The organism is Deefgea salmonis (assembly GCF_020531905.1).
GTDB lineage: Bacteria > Pseudomonadota > Gammaproteobacteria > Burkholderiales > Chitinibacteraceae > Deefgea > Deefgea salmonis.
Genome location: NZ_JAJAWG010000008.1, coordinates 13,191 through 28,884 on the forward strand (window position 1 = coordinate 13,191; position 15,694 = coordinate 28,884).

At 46.9% G+C, this 15,694-nt stretch carries 17 protein-coding genes; 11 read left to right on the forward strand and 6 right to left on the reverse strand.

All coding sequences use genetic code 11. From position 1 onward, the window contains the following. Nucleotides 1-10: 10 nt before the first annotated feature. Genes LG219_RS11850 through LG219_RS11865 form a run of 4 tightly spaced genes read right to left on the reverse strand, consistent with a single transcriptional unit; the run spans nucleotide 11 to nucleotide 2,575 of the window. A complete protein-coding gene (locus LG219_RS11850) occupies nucleotides 11-535 on the reverse strand; it encodes a pilus assembly PilX family protein (protein WP_226764694.1) in 525 nt (174 codons plus the stop codon). 15 nt (nucleotides 536-550) lie between these two features. After that, nucleotides 551-1,351, reverse strand: coding sequence for a PilW family protein (locus LG219_RS11855; RefSeq protein WP_226764695.1), 801 nt, complete (start codon nucleotides 1,349-1,351; stop codon nucleotides 551-553). A gap of 16 nt (nucleotides 1,352-1,367) precedes the next feature. After that, a complete protein-coding gene (locus tag LG219_RS11860) occupies nucleotides 1,368-2,048 on the reverse strand; it encodes a PilV family protein (protein ID WP_226764696.1) in 681 nt (226 codons plus the stop codon). 11 nt (nucleotides 2,049-2,059) lie between these two features. Next, entirely contained in the window at nucleotides 2,060-2,575 is a 516-nt protein-coding gene (locus tag LG219_RS11865) for a GspH/FimT family pseudopilin (RefSeq protein WP_284691689.1), read from the reverse strand. 215 nt (nucleotides 2,576-2,790) lie between these two features. Between LG219_RS11865 and LG219_RS11875 the strand changes: the two genes are divergently transcribed. Then, nucleotides 2,791-3,048 (forward strand): type IV pilin protein, encoded by a 258-nt coding sequence (locus LG219_RS11875; protein WP_226764697.1) that lies wholly within the window; start codon nucleotides 2,791-2,793, stop codon nucleotides 3,046-3,048. Here LG219_RS11875 and LG219_RS11880 read toward each other — a convergent pair. Continuing rightward, complete coding sequence (locus LG219_RS11880; RefSeq protein ID WP_226764698.1) at nucleotides 3,045-3,962, reverse strand: LysR family transcriptional regulator; 918 nt, start codon at nucleotides 3,960-3,962, stop codon at nucleotides 3,045-3,047. The genes LG219_RS11875 and LG219_RS11880 overlap by 4 nt on opposite strands. Before the next feature lie 558 nt (nucleotides 3,963-4,520). On the opposite strand from LG219_RS11880, the gene gshA reads away from it, so the two are divergent. The 10 genes from gshA to LG219_RS11930 all read left to right on the forward strand — a co-directional run bounded on the left by gshA (nucleotide 4,521) and on the right by LG219_RS11930 (nucleotide 14,564). Then, complete coding sequence (gene gshA, locus LG219_RS11885; protein WP_226764699.1) at nucleotides 4,521-5,789, forward strand: glutamate--cysteine ligase; 1,269 nt, start codon at nucleotides 4,521-4,523, stop codon at nucleotides 5,787-5,789. Then, nucleotides 5,789-6,121 carry a DMT family transporter gene (locus LG219_RS11890; protein ID WP_226764700.1) on the forward strand — a complete coding sequence of 111 codons (333 nt, stop codon included), beginning with the start codon at nucleotides 5,789-5,791 and terminating at the stop codon, nucleotides 6,119-6,121. Before gshA ends, LG219_RS11890 begins: the two co-directional genes overlap by 1 nt. A gap of 130 nt (nucleotides 6,122-6,251) precedes the next feature. Next, nucleotides 6,252-7,202 (forward strand): glutathione synthase, encoded by a 951-nt coding sequence (gene gshB, locus LG219_RS11895; protein ID WP_226764701.1) that lies wholly within the window; start codon nucleotides 6,252-6,254, stop codon nucleotides 7,200-7,202. Further along, nucleotides 7,196-8,305 carry an FAD:protein FMN transferase gene (locus LG219_RS11900; protein ID WP_226764702.1) on the forward strand — a complete coding sequence of 370 codons (1,110 nt, stop codon included), beginning with the start codon at nucleotides 7,196-7,198 and terminating at the stop codon, nucleotides 8,303-8,305. The genes gshB and LG219_RS11900 overlap by 7 nt, the downstream gene beginning before the upstream one ends. A gap of 158 nt (nucleotides 8,306-8,463) precedes the next feature. Beyond that, on the forward strand, nucleotides 8,464-8,880 hold the full coding sequence (locus LG219_RS11905; protein WP_226764703.1) for a PTS sugar transporter subunit IIA: 417 nt from the start codon (nucleotides 8,464-8,466) through the stop codon (nucleotides 8,878-8,880). Further along, on the forward strand, nucleotides 8,880-9,152 hold the full coding sequence (locus LG219_RS11910) for an HPr family phosphocarrier protein (RefSeq protein WP_226764704.1): 273 nt from the start codon (nucleotides 8,880-8,882) through the stop codon (nucleotides 9,150-9,152). Before LG219_RS11905 ends, LG219_RS11910 begins: the two co-directional genes overlap by 1 nt. Before the next feature lie 170 nt (nucleotides 9,153-9,322). After that, nucleotides 9,323-11,050 carry a phosphoenolpyruvate--protein phosphotransferase gene (ptsP, locus tag LG219_RS11915; protein ID WP_226764705.1) on the forward strand — a complete coding sequence of 576 codons (1,728 nt, stop codon included), beginning with the start codon at nucleotides 9,323-9,325 and terminating at the stop codon, nucleotides 11,048-11,050. 65 nt (nucleotides 11,051-11,115) lie between these two features. Continuing rightward, nucleotides 11,116-12,750 (forward strand): GGDEF domain-containing protein, encoded by a 1,635-nt coding sequence (locus LG219_RS11920; protein WP_226764706.1) that lies wholly within the window; start codon nucleotides 11,116-11,118, stop codon nucleotides 12,748-12,750. Beyond that, nucleotides 12,743-13,813: a tetratricopeptide repeat protein gene (locus tag LG219_RS11925; RefSeq protein WP_226764707.1), complete on the forward strand. Its 1,071-nt coding sequence runs from the start codon at nucleotides 12,743-12,745 to the stop codon at nucleotides 13,811-13,813. The genes LG219_RS11920 and LG219_RS11925 overlap by 8 nt, the downstream gene beginning before the upstream one ends. Before the next feature lie 76 nt (nucleotides 13,814-13,889). After that, nucleotides 13,890-14,564, forward strand: coding sequence for a class I SAM-dependent methyltransferase (locus LG219_RS11930; protein WP_226764708.1), 675 nt, complete (start codon nucleotides 13,890-13,892; stop codon nucleotides 14,562-14,564). An 82-nt stretch (nucleotides 14,565-14,646) separates the two neighbouring features. Here LG219_RS11930 and LG219_RS11935 read toward each other — a convergent pair whose 3' ends face one another. Further along, on the reverse strand, nucleotides 14,647-15,378 hold the full coding sequence (locus LG219_RS11935; protein ID WP_226764709.1) for a carbonic anhydrase family protein: 732 nt from the start codon (nucleotides 15,376-15,378) through the stop codon (nucleotides 14,647-14,649). Between the last annotated feature and the right edge of the window lie 316 nt (nucleotides 15,379-15,694).

The following is a 15,694-nucleotide window of genomic DNA, read 5'->3' on the forward strand; positions in this document are numbered from 1 at the left end:
CTCCTAGTGATCAACATGCCTTAACAAGCGAACGAATTAAAACAGAACTATTGGCTTCAGCGCCTGTGCCTGCGGCCCAAACTTCATACAGAGTACAGCCATCGGCATCTTGTTGATTTAAATCGCGCAATGCCCAGCGTGGTTGAGCGGCTACACCTGATATTGCTAATGTCTGTGATGTATTAGCACTGTTTACTTTATTGCAAGTTGCATTGTTTATATGACAGGTTTTATTGTCGTCTGTCCAAGTTCCATTTGAAATTAACGTAGCATATGCATTTTTTCCACATAGACCTTTTTGACATTGATCTAAAGGAATACCAGAAAATGAAATATCGTCTACTAATTGCGCTTGAGCACGCTGTAAAGCCAATTGCGCCATTTGAAAAGCTTGCGCTCGCGCTCTATAATTTCCTGCGGAACGCTCAACTGAAGTTGCACTTTTAACTGCATATACAACTGCGATTGTAATTGCAATTAAAAAAATAATACTGGTAATTAAAACGAAACCATCTTGCCTGTTTGATTCGTACATTTTATTTGCCTTTAATCAATTGTATTTATTTCTTAAGCTGACCGTGGTATTAAATGTGCGATAGTTTGCACCATCATTAGCATCGATAGCGGCTTGAGTGTTATCGCACTTAAGGTAAGTTCGGCCTGTGGTTTTTGCTGCAATATTATTTTTGCTACTCTTTGTAACTAAGCAGACTTTAATTGAGTAAACATCCTCCCAATTTACTGACGTGTTTTTATATGCATCAGCAATATGATCTTTTTTTCCTATGTTTATGCCGTCAGCATCCGCTTTGTCTTCGCCATATAGAATATTAAAATCAATAACATTGTCAGTGATGACTTGCTCATCGGAAACTACCCCTGCTGCTGATAGCTTGCCACATTTAAGTTGTGCCCCATCTAGATAAATCTTATAACCGTGCAGAGCTGAGTCTTTCAGTTGTGGAAAATTGCTATTTCCAGCGCTATCAGCAGCACAGCTAATACTATGCCCTAGTGGATCGCCATAAAAACGAGCACTAATTGAATTGGCATTACCTTTGATAATATTTTTGGCATCAATCCCATGAGTAGTTGCCATATTTTTAAAATATACTGCGATGTTGGCTTCATCTATATATCCAGCTTGATATGCAATTCTTTGAATGGTAAATAATGCATATTTCCCTTCATCAGCTTGTCGATTGACTTCAGATTGAGTGCTGAATGTATTTTTAGTTTGCAAGTAGATATTAGCCACTGCCAATGTTAATAACATTGCAAGTGATAATCCAATCATTAATTCAATGAGTGTAAAGCCTAGGTTGTATTTTATTAATTGATGTTGGCTCATTTTCTTCTCAATTAAATTAATTAGATATTGTGGTAGAAAAACGCTTTAGTATTCTGACTTGTTTATCATTAGCATCGGAGTCGTCTGTTGCCGCACCCGAGGTATTTTCTGTTTTTGCAACTTGCTCTTCATACCAAATCTTGATGACATAGGGCGCCGCGGCATAATCGGCACTGCTTGCTGCTAAGCAACCTGTGCCACCATTGGGTTTGGTGCCATCCTCAGGTGTATCGTCCTTGCAAATTACTGCGCCACCTTCTGCCCCCATTGGTAAAGACTGTTTCACCAATAAAAGCCAATCTGCGACTTCTTTTTTGGCTAAATCTTGGCTAAATGTTGCTGTTTTAGTATTTTTTGTGAAGCCAGTTGGTTCTGCACAGGTATATTTGCTGGCTGAACTGTCGTAGGTGCACGTGAGCTGAGCGTAGTCAGGGGCGACAGGAATTTTCACGTCGGAATTGTAATAAACAGCATCATTCCCTGGCTCTGGTACATCAAATTGCTTAGGCGCGTTAGTTTGGATTTGCTCAGCCATGGTGGTGGCTAAATCGCTGGCAATTGAGCGTAAATTCGAGCTGTGTGAGGCGCGTAATGAGTAGGCTTGCAGTGAAGCTAGGCCTAATATACCAAACGCCAACACCACGATAGAAATCAATACTTCGAGCAGAATGGTGCCGGACTGGTTTGACTGTTTCATGATGGTGGCTCCTAGCTGCAAGTGCCATTTTGGGTACGACTAATCCGGCCCAATTTATCGACATTGACGACTCTTTTAGTGGTACCTGAATTGCAGAAGGTGATATTGGTATCAGCCAAGTCACCTAAGATGACAGCGCGAAACCTTATGGCTAGTTGATCACTATCAATACTATCGACGTTTTTAATCGCTTGGGTTACCCGCAATACTTCTTCATCTGTATCTTTGAGTTTGTCGCCATTGGTATCGACAAAGATGATCCAGCCAGTGCGCCAGTCTGGCGTGCCGGTTTTGCAGGTGGGCGCATCGGCGGATGGATTACCTGAGTTGCAAATGGTGATGCTTATGCCTCTTTTGATCGCTTCTGATTTGGCGAGGCCAAGGCTATTGATCAGCTCTTCGGAGGCCCCGGTTAACTGACCATTTTTCATAAATGTCTGCAGATTGGGGGCGGCGATGCTGGCAATGATGGCCAGCAAGGCCACTACAATCATCATTTCTATTAATGAAAAGCCTACTTGTTTCATATTATTTCCAATACATTAAGCGTGCGCTAAGTAAGTGAAAAATAAGGGAAAGTTTTTTTTTATACAATCAAGCGTTTAAAAGCAGGTGTTCTGTTGTATGGCGATTTTAATCGCTGAGCCGTTTTTTAATTTAGTCGCGGATTTTATTCTTGTCGCAACGATAAGATAAACGACTGTGTTTTTGCTATAAACGGTTTGATTTGTGTAAGTTTTTGATGATTTGCAATATTCATTCGTCGAATATCAGCAGTAGCAATGGCCGCTACACCACCGCCAGCGGCGGAACGACTTGCGGCGTTGCCAATCCTAGCGGCACCCCAAGTAATACCTATTACACCTTTACTGCGGCGTGTACTGACACTACATTTACGCTGACGGCGACTCCCATTACTGGCAAGTCACAGGCGAGCGACGGCACGCTCATTCTGGATAATACCGGCGCACGTACTGGTACTGGAACTTGGCCTACTTAATCCGCAGCCGAGCTGGATAATCTGGCTTTTAGCTCGGGCAAAATAAAATCAATAAAGGCGCGGTATTTTTTGGGCATCGCGCTGCGTTGTGGATAGACCAAATAAATTGGCGTTGGTTTTTCGTACCACTGTGGCAGCACCGCCTGTAATAATCCCAAGCGACAATAGCTTTCACCAACGATGTCGGGCAATAGCGCGATGCCGTGTCCGGCTACGGCACTCATTGCGAGTGTGGGATTGTTATTGCTGCACAGTACCGGTTGCAAGTCGACAGTGAATTTGGCGCCGGCCGATTGCGTTTGCCATTGCCGCGTTGTTTGATATTCGTCGTTAATTAAAATGTCGTGGAGAGTCAGATCTGCTGGGCTGTGTAATTGCGGCGCTTGTTGCAAATAATGCGGTGAGGCGTAGAGTTTTTCCAGTGAATGGCCGGCAAGTCGTCCGACTAAGCGCTCATCGCCGACCGTGCCTGAACGAATACAAAAATCAATGCCTTCCAAAATCGGGTCTTGTATTCGGTTATTGGCGTCAACGCGGATATTGAGTTTGGGTTGTAATTTGGCAAATTGCGCCATTAAAGGCCCGATGACGTATTGCGCCATCGAGGGCGTGGTGCTGATGAATAATTCGCCTTCAATATGTTGCTGGGTATCTTCAATATCTAAACGCACTTGGCCTAATAATTCGCGTAAAGCTTGCGCATGAATTAACAGTGTTTGGCCGGATTCAGTTAAAGAAATACGCCGCGTGCTGCGTAGTAATAACACCGAACTTAATTCCAGCTCTAATTGGCTAATTAGCTGGCTCACATGGCTTTTGGCGCAGCTCATTTCTTGCGCTGCCGCCGTAAAACTACCAAGACGAGCGAGAGATTCAAAGGCGAGCAAAGCTTCGGGCAGCAATTTTGTTTTCATTGAAGAACAACTTGTTTTGAGTTTGATGACTAATCAATGCCACATTATGCCCATAGGATATACCGCTGGGTCAATCAATGTGGGATGAGACATGTACTGTTATTTAAAGCAATTTTGGCGGAGTTGGCTGATGGATGAGCGAAAATATGATGCTTTTTCGCGCACTCATCGCTGGGTAACGCCGCGAAAACCGATTCAGCACGGCGGGAAATCTAACGTCAACAGACTCTAATACGCGTGAATGGATTGTTCCGGAAAGCGAAATTGGGGCGTTGATACATATCTTGTTATGGCGATCAGCGCTGACTGCACATGGTTTGGTTTTTAAAGTGGCATCAATCGCTGCCACGCCAAACGTCAGCAGGGTTTAGAGGCCGATTGAACTGGCACTCAATTACGTTTTTAAAGAGGCACGGGTATAGGCTTCTGGGCTTTGTATTTAAAGGCTTGTATGTTTATACCTGTTGACTGCTTGGCCAATGGCGCATGCTGAGCTTGAATTTCGCCACTTAGCCGCCATATCTTGCAGATCCCTTTCTAACTTTCGCCGGAGTCGCCATGAGCGTGCCGCACTTGACCACAGCCTTAACCGGGCCTCTCTTAGACCTTGAGCGAAAAATTCTCGCCGCACAACCCGAGATTGAGCATTGGTTTCGCAATCAGTGGCAAGAGCACACGCCGCCGTTTTATGGCTCGGTTGATTTACGCAACGCCGCGTATAAATTGGCACCGGTGGATATGAATCTATTTCCGGGTGGCTTTAATAATCTGAATCCCGATTTTCACCCGCTGGCGGTACAAGCGGCGATGACGGCGCTGGAGGGCTATTGTCCTGATGCCCGCCGCGTCTTGTTGATTCCAGAAAATCACACTCGCAATCAGTTCTACCTACAAAATGTCGCGGCGCTGAGCAAAATTCTGCGCCAAGCTGGGATGGTCGTGCGCATCGGTAGCCTGAATCCAGAAATCACCACCGCAACAACGCTAGAGTTGCCTGATGGCAGCAGCATGGTGCAAGAGCCCGTGATTCGTACTGGCAACCGCGTTGGTTTGGCCGATTTTGATCCTTGCGTGGTATTGCTCAATAACGATTTGTCAGCCGGTATTCCGAGCATTTTAGAAAATATCGAGCAAACGCTATTGCCACCGTTGCATGCGGGCTGGTCAACGCGGACCAAAACGCAGCACTTTACGGCTTATGACCGGGTGGTGAATGATTTTGCACAATTGATTGGCATCGATCCTTGGGTGGTGAATCCTTATTTTGATCATGTCGATGGCTTGGATTTTCAGTCGCGCGAAGGCGAAGCGAAGCTGGCGGCGACGGTCGATGACATGATTGCTAAAATTAATCTTAAATATGCCGAACATGGGATTGAGCAAACACCGTTTGTCATCGTAAAAGCCAATGCCGGCACGTATGGCATGGGGATTATGAGCGTGAAATCGGGCGAAGAGCTACTCGGACTCAATCGTAAGCAGCGCAATAAAATGTCGGTGATTAAAGAAGGGATGCAAGTGCACGATGTGATCGTGCAAGAAGGCGTGCCAACGATGGAAATCGTCGATGACGGTGTTGCCGAACCGGTGGTGTATATGCTGGATCGATTTGTAATTGGCGGTTTTTATCGCGTGCATACCGGCCGTGGTGTCGACGAAAACCTCAATGCGCCGGGGATGCACTTTAAACCCTTGGCTTTCGCGACTCCGCTCACTACGCCCGATTGTGACGGTTCGCCTGATTGTGAAGTCAATCGTTTTTATGCCTACGGTGTGGTGGCTCGCTTGGCGCTGTTGGCCGCTTCGCTTGAATTGGAACAAGAGTAATGTCGGCTTTAAGCCAGGCTTGGCTGCTGTTGCTTGGTGCTGGTCTTTGTGAAATCGGTTGGCCCTTGGGGTTTAAGCTGTCACAAACCAGCCAGTACCCCAAATTAGCCATCGCCGCGTCGATAGTCTCGATTGCCGTGAGTGGTCTGTTGCTGTGGATGGCGCAAAAGCAGATTCCAATTGGTACGGCGTATGCGGTGTGGACTGGGATTGGCGCTGCGGGGACATTTTTAGTTGGCGTGGTGTGGTTTAACGATCCGCTCACCGTGATGCGTAGCGTGGGGGCGATGATGATTGTAGGTGGCGTGATTGTGATGAAATTAGCGCACTAATTGACCTCGGTTTTCCAGAATCTCTCTGAGTCAACGCGCCATCATTGTTAATAATGATGGCGATTCTTTATCTCAAGTGATGGCTTTCAATCCGTGCAATCGCTTTGGGCTATTTAAAAAGGATTCAAAAATGCGATTTTTATTTGTTGTTGATCCACTCGCTAGTTTCAAAATTTATAAAGACACGACTTTTGTGATGATGCGCGAGGCGATTGCGCGTGGGCATGAGGTTTGGACGTGTTTGATCGATGAATTGAGCTTGAAACAAACGCTGGTGCAAGCGACGGCGCGGCGTTTAACGCTAACGCCCAACGCCGATGATTGGTATCAAGAAGCCGACGCTGAAACAATCGCCTTGCGGGATTTTTCTGGCGTATTAATGCGTAAAGATCCGCCGTTTAATCAGCAATATTATTACGCGACGCAGCTATTTAGTTTGGCTGAAGAGCAAGGCGCCAATGTATTTAATAGCGGCCAAGCTTTGCGTGATTTTAATGAAAAATTGGCGATTTTTAAGTTTCCGGAATTCACTACCGAAACCATGGTCAGCCAAAATCCTGCCGATATTCGCGCCTTTGTCGCAGAGCTCGGTGATGTGATTGTGAAGCCGCTCGATGGTATGGGTGGGGCGGGTATCTTCCGCTTGCGCACAGACGACGCCAACTTGGGCTCGATACTCGAGATGCTCACCGCCAATGGCAGCCAAACCATTATGGCGCAAAATTATCTGCCAGCGATTAAAGACGGCGATAAACGCATTTTGCTAATTGATGGGGTCCCCGTCGATTGGTGCTTGGCGCGTATCCCAGCGCAGGGCGAAACGCGCGGCAATTTAGCCGCTGGCGGCACCGGTGTTGCACGACCATTAACAGCGCGTGATCGTGAAATTGCCACTCAGCTCGGCCCGCGTTTAGCCGCTCAAGGCTTGCTTTTGGTCGGCTTGGATGTGATTGGCGATCATCTCACCGAGGTGAATGTCACTAGCCCGACGTGTTTTCAAGAAATCACCGCTCAATCGGGGATTGATGTCGCGGCCCTGTTTATTGACGCTTTAGAGCGTAAGGTGCTTGAGCAGTGCTAAACGCCGCTGAGCGAGTCGCAGATGCAACAATCGCCGGCATCATGCCGCGTTTTTTGCATGCGGCGAGGCGCTTTGGGGGACGTTATGCTTGGATTGCCGCAGGTTTGTTATTGAGCGCTTGCAGCCCGCCGCAGTTGTATACCCAAGAAAGCTATGTGTTTGGTACTCGAGTACAAATTAGTATTTATGGTTTAGAGCCTGATGTGGCCGCAAAGCATGCCAATGTGGTTTTAAAAGAGCTCGATCGCTTGCATGTTAAGTTACATGCTTGGCAGCCGTCGGAAATCACCCGCTTAAACGCTGCTTTTGCTCAAGGTGAAACGGCAGTGGTGGATGTTGAATTGGCACAAATGATTCAGCAAGCTGCCAATTATGCGCGGCGCTCAGATCAATTATTCAATCCTGCCGTGGGCAATTTGGTGCAGTTATGGGGCTTTCATCAAGACCAATTTGCACCGGTAACGCCAGATCCTCGTGCATTACAGACGGCGCTGGCGGCACAACCGAGCTTAGAAAACTTAAATTGGCGTGGCGCTAGCGTAAGCAGTAGCAATCCACAGCTGGCGATTGATTTTGGTGGTTTTGCCAAAGGTTGGGCTTTAGATCACGCGGCGAATTATTTGCGTAAAGCGCGAGTGATGAATGCTTTGGTGAATATTGGCGGCAATGTGATTGCGCTGGGCAAAAAAGGCGGCGAGCCTTGGGTCGTTGGCTTGCAGCATCCGCGCAGTCCTGAGGCGATGGCCACTTTGCCTTTATACGATGGCGAAGCGATTGGCACCACCGGTGATTATCAACGTTTTTTTGAAATCAAAGGACAGCGGTTTTCGCATGTGATTGACCCTCGAACTGGACAGCCTGCTCAAGGCATGCAAGCGGTCACGGTGCTTAGTCCAAGTCATGCCGAAGCCGGCGCGGTGTCAGATGTTGCCACCAAACCGATGTTTATCCAAGGTGTGCCATCCGCGCTGCGTTATGCGCAGCGTTTTGGTATTAAAGACGTTTTAATGGTGAGCGCCAATGGCGATGTTTACATTACTGAGCAATTACAACAGCGACTGACGTGGTTAAAACCACCGCCCCATTTGTATCGATTGCGGTAAATTGTTGTAGTGATGTTGTTAGGTACTATGAACATGTCGTAAGTTTTAAAACAGCTATATTATATCTAGGTAATGTTTTGATCATCCAAGCGTTAACTGACTTTAGCTAAACAGATTTCAAAGCTCTAACAACGAGCTGTAAAAGGATCCCGTCACACATGGTAGGAATCATCATTGTCACTCATTACACCATGGGTGAAGCGCTTATTGCCTGTGCTCAGCACATTATGGGACGTGCTTTGCCGCAATTGGCTCAATTGGCCGTGAGTAAAGCGGATGATCCCGATGAAATAATGAAGCGAGCGCAAGAGCTAATCAATCAGCTGGACGATGGCTCTGGCGTCTTATTGTTGACCGATATTTATGGCGGAACACCTTCCAATATCGCCAATCGCTTAATCATTCCGGGCCGAGTCGAAGCGGTGGCAGGGGTTAATTTGCCGATGCTGGTTCGGGCGCTCACTTATGGTCATCAATCGCTAGATATTGCCGTGAGTAAAGCCATTACCGGTGGTTTGGAAGGGGTATTGTATATGCTACCCACGGTGCCACACGATGAAAAAGGCGATCAATAATGCTGCAGCAAGAAGTTGAAATTATCAATAAATTAGGCTTGCATGCGCGCGCATCGAGTAAGTTGACGCAATTAGCTAGCCAGTTTCAATGTGAAGTATGGATTACCCGCAATCAACGTCGCGTCAATGCCAAGTCAATTATGGGCGTAATGATGTTGGCAGCAGGCAAGGGCAGCAAGATTACGATTGAAACCAGTAATGCCGCTGATGAAGCTGAGGCGATGGCGGCTCTTTTAGCCTTAATTGCCGATAAGTTTGGCGAAGGTGAGTAAAGTCGGGCGCACAAATGGCCTGTGAAGGCGCTAAAGCCACAGGCAGGATCGATGGCGTAGCAATGCGGCGATAAAAATTTTGATTCACAATTGCACAGCAACGCGCCTTGTGAACTAAACCGTAAGCCACGGCGTTAAGACGGCGAAATGCTCGCCTTGGAGGGAAGTGGATGAGTATTACTTTGCATGGTTTAGGCATTGGTGGCGGTATTGCCATCGGTCACGCGCATTTAATATCGCAAGCCGATATTGAAATCGTGCATTACCAATTGCCGCCCGAAGCGATTGCCGGTGAAGTATTGCGCTTTGAAGACGCAATTCGTAGTACACGCAAAGAGCTTGAAATGCTATGGGGAAGCATCCCCGAAAATGCGCCCACTGAACTGGGGGCATTTTTAAGCCTGCATATCATGCTGCTCAATGACCACACGCTATCTAAAGACCCGATTCATTTAATTCAAACTCAGCATTGCAATGCTGAGTGGGCTTTGCAGCAACAATTAGATGTATTGTTGGCGCAATTTGATGAAATCGAAGAAGAATATCTGCGCGAACGGCGCACCGACGTCATTCAAGTGACGGAGCGTATCTTTAAAACCTTGGCCGGCCATGAGCCGATTTTTCATGCGCCGCATTGCGGGGGCGACGACTGTATTTTAGTCGCGCATGATTTATCACCTACCGATATGGTGCTGTTTAAAGACAGTAATTATCGTGCTTTTATTACTGACGTTGGTGGTGTGACGTCACATACTGCAATCTTAGCGCGTAGTTTGGATTTGCCTTCGGTATTGGCTTTGCGCCATGCGCGGGAAATGATCCGTGAGCAAGAACTCATCATCGTCGATGGGATTAATGGCGTCGTGATTATTGATCCAGACGAGCGTATTTTGGCCGAATATCGTTTGCGTCAAAACGATTGGCTGCTAAAACAAAACGCGCTGCAAGACATCCGCACTAGCCAAGCCATTACACTGGATGGCACGCCGGTTGAGCTGTATGCCAATATTGAGTTACCTGAAGATTGTGAGCTGGCGTTAGAAAACAATGCCTTTGGCATTGGCTTATTTCGTTCGGAATTTTTGTTTTTAAAAGAAGACGATTTACCCAGCGAAGAAGAGCAATTTATTGCGTATAAGGCCGTTGCCGAATCAATGCAGGGCAAGCCGGTGATTATTCGCACCGTCGATTTGGGTAAAGATAAAATCCCATCATGGCAATCTGAAAGCGAAGCCCCCAACCCCGCCTTGGGTTTGACCGGGATTCGCTTATGCATGGCTGAGCCGCAAATGTTTCGCACGCAATTGCGCGCACTATTACGCGCCTCGGCCTTTGGCAAGGTGAAACTGCTGTTGCCAATGCTATCGACGATTAATGAAGTCAAGCAAACGCGAGCCCATCTCGATGAAGTCAAAGCTGATTTGCGTCGTCAGCAACTTCGGTTTGATGAAGGCATCGAGCTCGGCGGCATGATTGAAGTGCCTGCTGCGGCGATGGCGGTTGCTACTTTTTTAAATCATCTGGATTTTGTCTCGATTGGTACCAACGATTTAATTCAATACGCTTTGGCGGTCGATCGCAACGATGATGCCGTTAGCCATTTATACGACCCACTCAATCCTGGGGTGTTGCAGCTGCTGTATCACGTCATCAGTACCGCCAATCGCTTGGGTAAACCGGTGTCGATGTGTGGAGAAATGGCCGGCGACCCGAGTTTAAGCCGTTTGCTACTGGGTTTAGGTTTACGGCGTTTCTCGATGTTGCCGATTCAATTGCTCAAAGTGAAGCAGCTGATTTTATCGGCAGAAATGGCGTTTATCACGCCGATTGTGGCGCAGATGCTGGCTGCAGAAGACAGCGAGCGTTTACGAGATTTATTGCAAGAGCTAAATAAATAACGGGGTATTTGCCTGTGATTGATCTATGCAAACCCTTAGCTATTAATACCTAGGTGGTGTATTAATTGGCTAAAGTTAAATCTAGTCATGTATCGACCGATGTCGAGGCGGTACTACGTGCGGCACGTCAGCAGTATCGTTGTGATTGCCAGCAAATGCTTTCCTTGGCCGAGCAGGCGTTGCAACTCGCTTTGGCCGACGATGTTGCCAGTTTGGCGCATGCGACTTTGCTGCAAGGCCAAGCCACACTTATTTTATCCGGCGCCCAAACCGCCTTGCCCATCTTACGCAAAGCCCTCAGCCAAGCCAAAGTTATCGCGGCCAATCCGTTGGTTGCCGAAAGCTGGATTGGCATTGCCAATGCATTACAAAGCTTGGGCCAGCATCATGCGGCTTTTTTGGCTTATCTCGATGCCTTACAAGCGGCCATGCAAGATAATTCATACATGCTCTACGCTCAAGCTTACTTAGGCATGGGTAATTTGTATGTGCAACACAGCGAGCACAGCAAAGCATTGCATTATTTAGCCTTGGCCCGTGAATGGGCCGATGCATCGGAAGATCAGGATTTACGCTGCAAAACGCGGCTACACCTAAGTGCCACCTTGCTGTCTTTACGGCAATTTCCTTTGGCTTATGCGGTATTGCAAGAGGCTCAATCGCAGCTGATTTTGCCGTTACGGCGTGATTGGCAGGCCGAAATTTATAATTATTTGGGCTTAATTCACGTCGAACAAGGCGAGTCAGCTCAGGCGCTCGATTGCTTGCAAATGGCGTGTCAAATTAATATTCAGGCGGGGTTTTTTTGGGGGCAAACGGTTAATTTATTGGGTTTAGGTAAATTAAGTTTTCGCCTTGATCAGCCTGAATCGGCCTTAACTTATTTGCGGCAAGCTTTGAACTTAGCCGATGAATTTAAAGATATTCATCTGTTACAAGATATTCATTATCAGCTCTCTCTGATCTATGAAGCGCAAGGTGATGATGTGAGCGCCATGCAACATCATATTGCTTACCACGATCATTATATGCAGCTGCAAAAACTCAAAGACTCCAGTCAATTTCGCGCCACAGATCAACGCCGCTTACAAAATGTTGAGATGAAGTTGAAATTGCTCAGCTCTGAGCTGGAAGTAAACCAGCTGAAACAGCAGCGTGATCAGGAAGTTGGCCGCTTGCGAGCGCTAGAAAGTGCGGTGTACCACGATAGTTTGACTGGCGTTTATAACCGTCGAGCGCTGGATGAGCGTTTGCCGGACTTACTGCGTTTAACGCAAGAAGAGCAAGGCAATTTATTGGCGATCATGATTGATTTTGATCATTTCAAACAAATTAATGATCTTTTTTCTCACCATATTGGCGATATGGTATTGCGCACTGCTTGCGATGTGCTGTCTCAATTAACGCGCGAGAACGATATGCTGGCTCGCTATGGTGGTGAAGAATTTGTCTTGATTGTGCATCATATCGACACCGCCATTGCCAATAAAATTGCTGAAAGAATGCGGCAAAAAATCGAGCAATTTAATTGGTCAGAATTGCAAATCGGTTTACAAGTCTCGATTAGTTTGGGCGGTGCCGTGTGGCAATATGGTGAAAGTGCCACCGAGTTATTGGCCCGTGCTGACAAGGCGCTGTATGCCGCTAAACACAGCGGGCGCAATTGCGTGCGTTTTGCTCGGATTGGCGGCCATGCCTGAGCTCAATCAACATCAGGCGCGCAGCAACGCCATTGCCGCGCTCGCCATTCATGATGACGTCAATGCTTTGGCGCAGGCAGAAATCATGCTTAGCGAGGCACAAGCCATGCGCATGCCTGCGGTTATTGCGCTGGCGATGCAAACCAAGGTGCGGGTTTTACAACTGCGACCGAATAAAGCGCCTGCGATTAGCTTACAAAATGAATTAATTCGCTATTTAAAACGCGAGCAATTGCAGCAAGATTTAGCTGCGGCATATTGGCGGTTAGGGCAGATTTATTACGATAGTTTGGCGTATTACCGCGCTTTGGATGCATGGTTAAAATCACTGGAGATTGCCAGTGAACGCCAAGATATTTATGCTGCGGCACGGGCGTATATCGGTGTAGGTAAGTTCTTCTTTGGCTTGGGAGAATATACCCGAGCTTTGCATTGTCATAGCATGGCGCAAACTATCGCCAACTCGCTCAATTTGATTCAGCTTGATACTGAAATTGGCCTAAACATTGCCGCTGATGCTTTTCGTTTGCAAGATTATGAGACGGCGTTAAATGCATTAAATAAAGCAAGGGCGGCATTTGATGCGGGCTTGAATCGGCCTTCTTGGTTGGGTGAGGCGGATTTTTATCAAGGCATGATTTATTTTGAGCAAGCGCAGTTTAGTCTGGCGCAAGAATACTTAAGCCGAGCGTATACCATTCATCACCAGCATCATAATACTTGGGGTGAGAGCCATGTTTTATTGGCGTTGGCGCGCACCTTTATCAAGCTGGGTGAGTATGCTGATGCGGTCGCATATTTAGAAACCGCCTGCACTTTGAGCGAGCAACATCAGCAAATTTTACTGAGTATTGAAGCGTATGAGATTTTATCCTTGCTCTATCTTGAGCAAGGAGACGCGGCCAAAGCTTTGCAGTTTCATAAGCGTTTACATGCGCTCATTCGCAGCAACCGGCATGAGCAAAACTCAGGGTTACGCTTGAGTCGAAATGCGAGTCAACGTTTGCAAGACATTGAATCACAGCTCGAACTGGCCCGACTGCAAGCGCGTGTGCTGCATTAGGACCTTGAGCGGCAAAAAAACCAAACGTCAACAGCGCCGAGTTCACACGGTATAATGACTTTCTTTGCTGTAATGAATGAGTATTATGTCTCGCGAAACGCTGTCTTTAAACGACGAAATGCGTCAATATTTCCTCGATACCGCTTTGCGCGAACCGGCTATTTTAGGTGAATTGCGTGATTTTACTGCCCAACATCGGGTGGCAAAAATGCAGTTTGCACCAGAGCAAGGTGCGCTGTTGATTTTTTTATTGCGCCTAATTCGTGCTAAAAAATACCTCGAGGTGGGCACATTTACCGGCTATAGCTCAATCGCTGCTGCGTTGGCGATGGGGCCAGAAGGGCGCGTGATTGCCTGCGATTTGGTCGAAGAATTTACCAAAATTGCCCAAGAATGGTGGAAAAAAGCCGGTGTTGAGCAGCAAATCACGCTTAAATTGCAAGCGGCGGTATTTTCCTTGGAGACCTTAGTCGCGGAAGGTCACTCAGGCACGTTTGACTGCATGTTGATTGATGCCGATAAGCCGTTTTATCCAACATATTATGATTTTGCCTTGGAATTGGTGCGCCCGGGCGGTTTGATTATTTTAGATAATATGTTTTTGGGTGGCCGTGTCGCTCATCCCAAGCCACATCATCCGGCCAGCGTGCAAATCTTGCATGATTTTAATCGGCAACTGCGTGATGATCCTCGTGTCGAGCACGCCATGTTGCCAGCGGGCGACGGGATGACATTGCTATTTAAACGTTGAGTTTTTTGCTGAATAGAAAAAAGGAAGACATAAAAAACCCTAGGGTATATACCGCTAGGGCTTTTTTGTTAAGGGCTGTGGCTCAATACCAAGTTACTTGGCCATTACTGGTGTTGTACATTGCACCAACAATTTTGATTTTGCCTTGTTCTTCCATTTCTTTCAGAATCGGGCTCATTTGGCGGATTTTTTCAACCGTTTGCTGCACATTCAGTTCGGCCACATCTTGCACGAACTCATGATTGTGAGAGTTCCGCTCGCCAGTGGTTTTGGTGGCGTTGACTGCTGGCATCAGTTTATCGAGTAAACCGGTTAAATTGCCCATTTTTACGTTGTCGCACGCGCCTTTAATTGCGCCGCAGCTGGTGTGGCCCAGTACCACAATCGCGCGTGAACCGGCCACTTTAGCGGCATATTCAAGACTGCCCAAAATATCTTCGTTCACCGTGTTGCCTGCTACACGTGCCGTAAACAAATCGCCAATTCCTTGGTTAAACACTAATTCAGGTGCTGAGCGCGAATCAATGCACGATACCACGCTGGCCAGTGGATATTGGCCCAGCGCAGTTTGCGTGATTTGTTTTTTATAATCTGGGGTAATGGCTTTGCCTGCACTAAAGCGGGTATTGCCATTTTTAAGGATGGTAATGGCTTGCTCTGGCGTAATACTAGCTTGCACTGCCTTAGTCATCGTTTTGCCAACGGCATAGGGCTCTGGTTTCACTTCACCACCGTGATCATCGGCAGCCCAGGCCGAAGAAACGGCCAAAACCGACGATAAAACCAGAGGAAGTAGTAAGCGTTTAGTTTTCATATCCATTAACTCCAGAAGTAAAAAATGAAATTACGAGTAAATTTAATCGCTTTTGTCAGCAATTGTGGCAATAAGTCACTTTTTTCTGAGTATAGTTCCATTTTTTGCTGACATTTAACTTTACTAAAAACAAAGAATGGTCTTGAAATACAAAGATGCATCATGTGGTGCTTGGCTTTGCGTTCATCACTTTGATGAAGGGGATGACAGAGATTGGAGTAAGGGCCTGAAAAATACTTAAATCCTTAAAAACATTAAGGTTTTTCGTTTCGTAGCGAGACAAAAAACTCGCGGTTTAGCTCTGCATTCCAGCAAA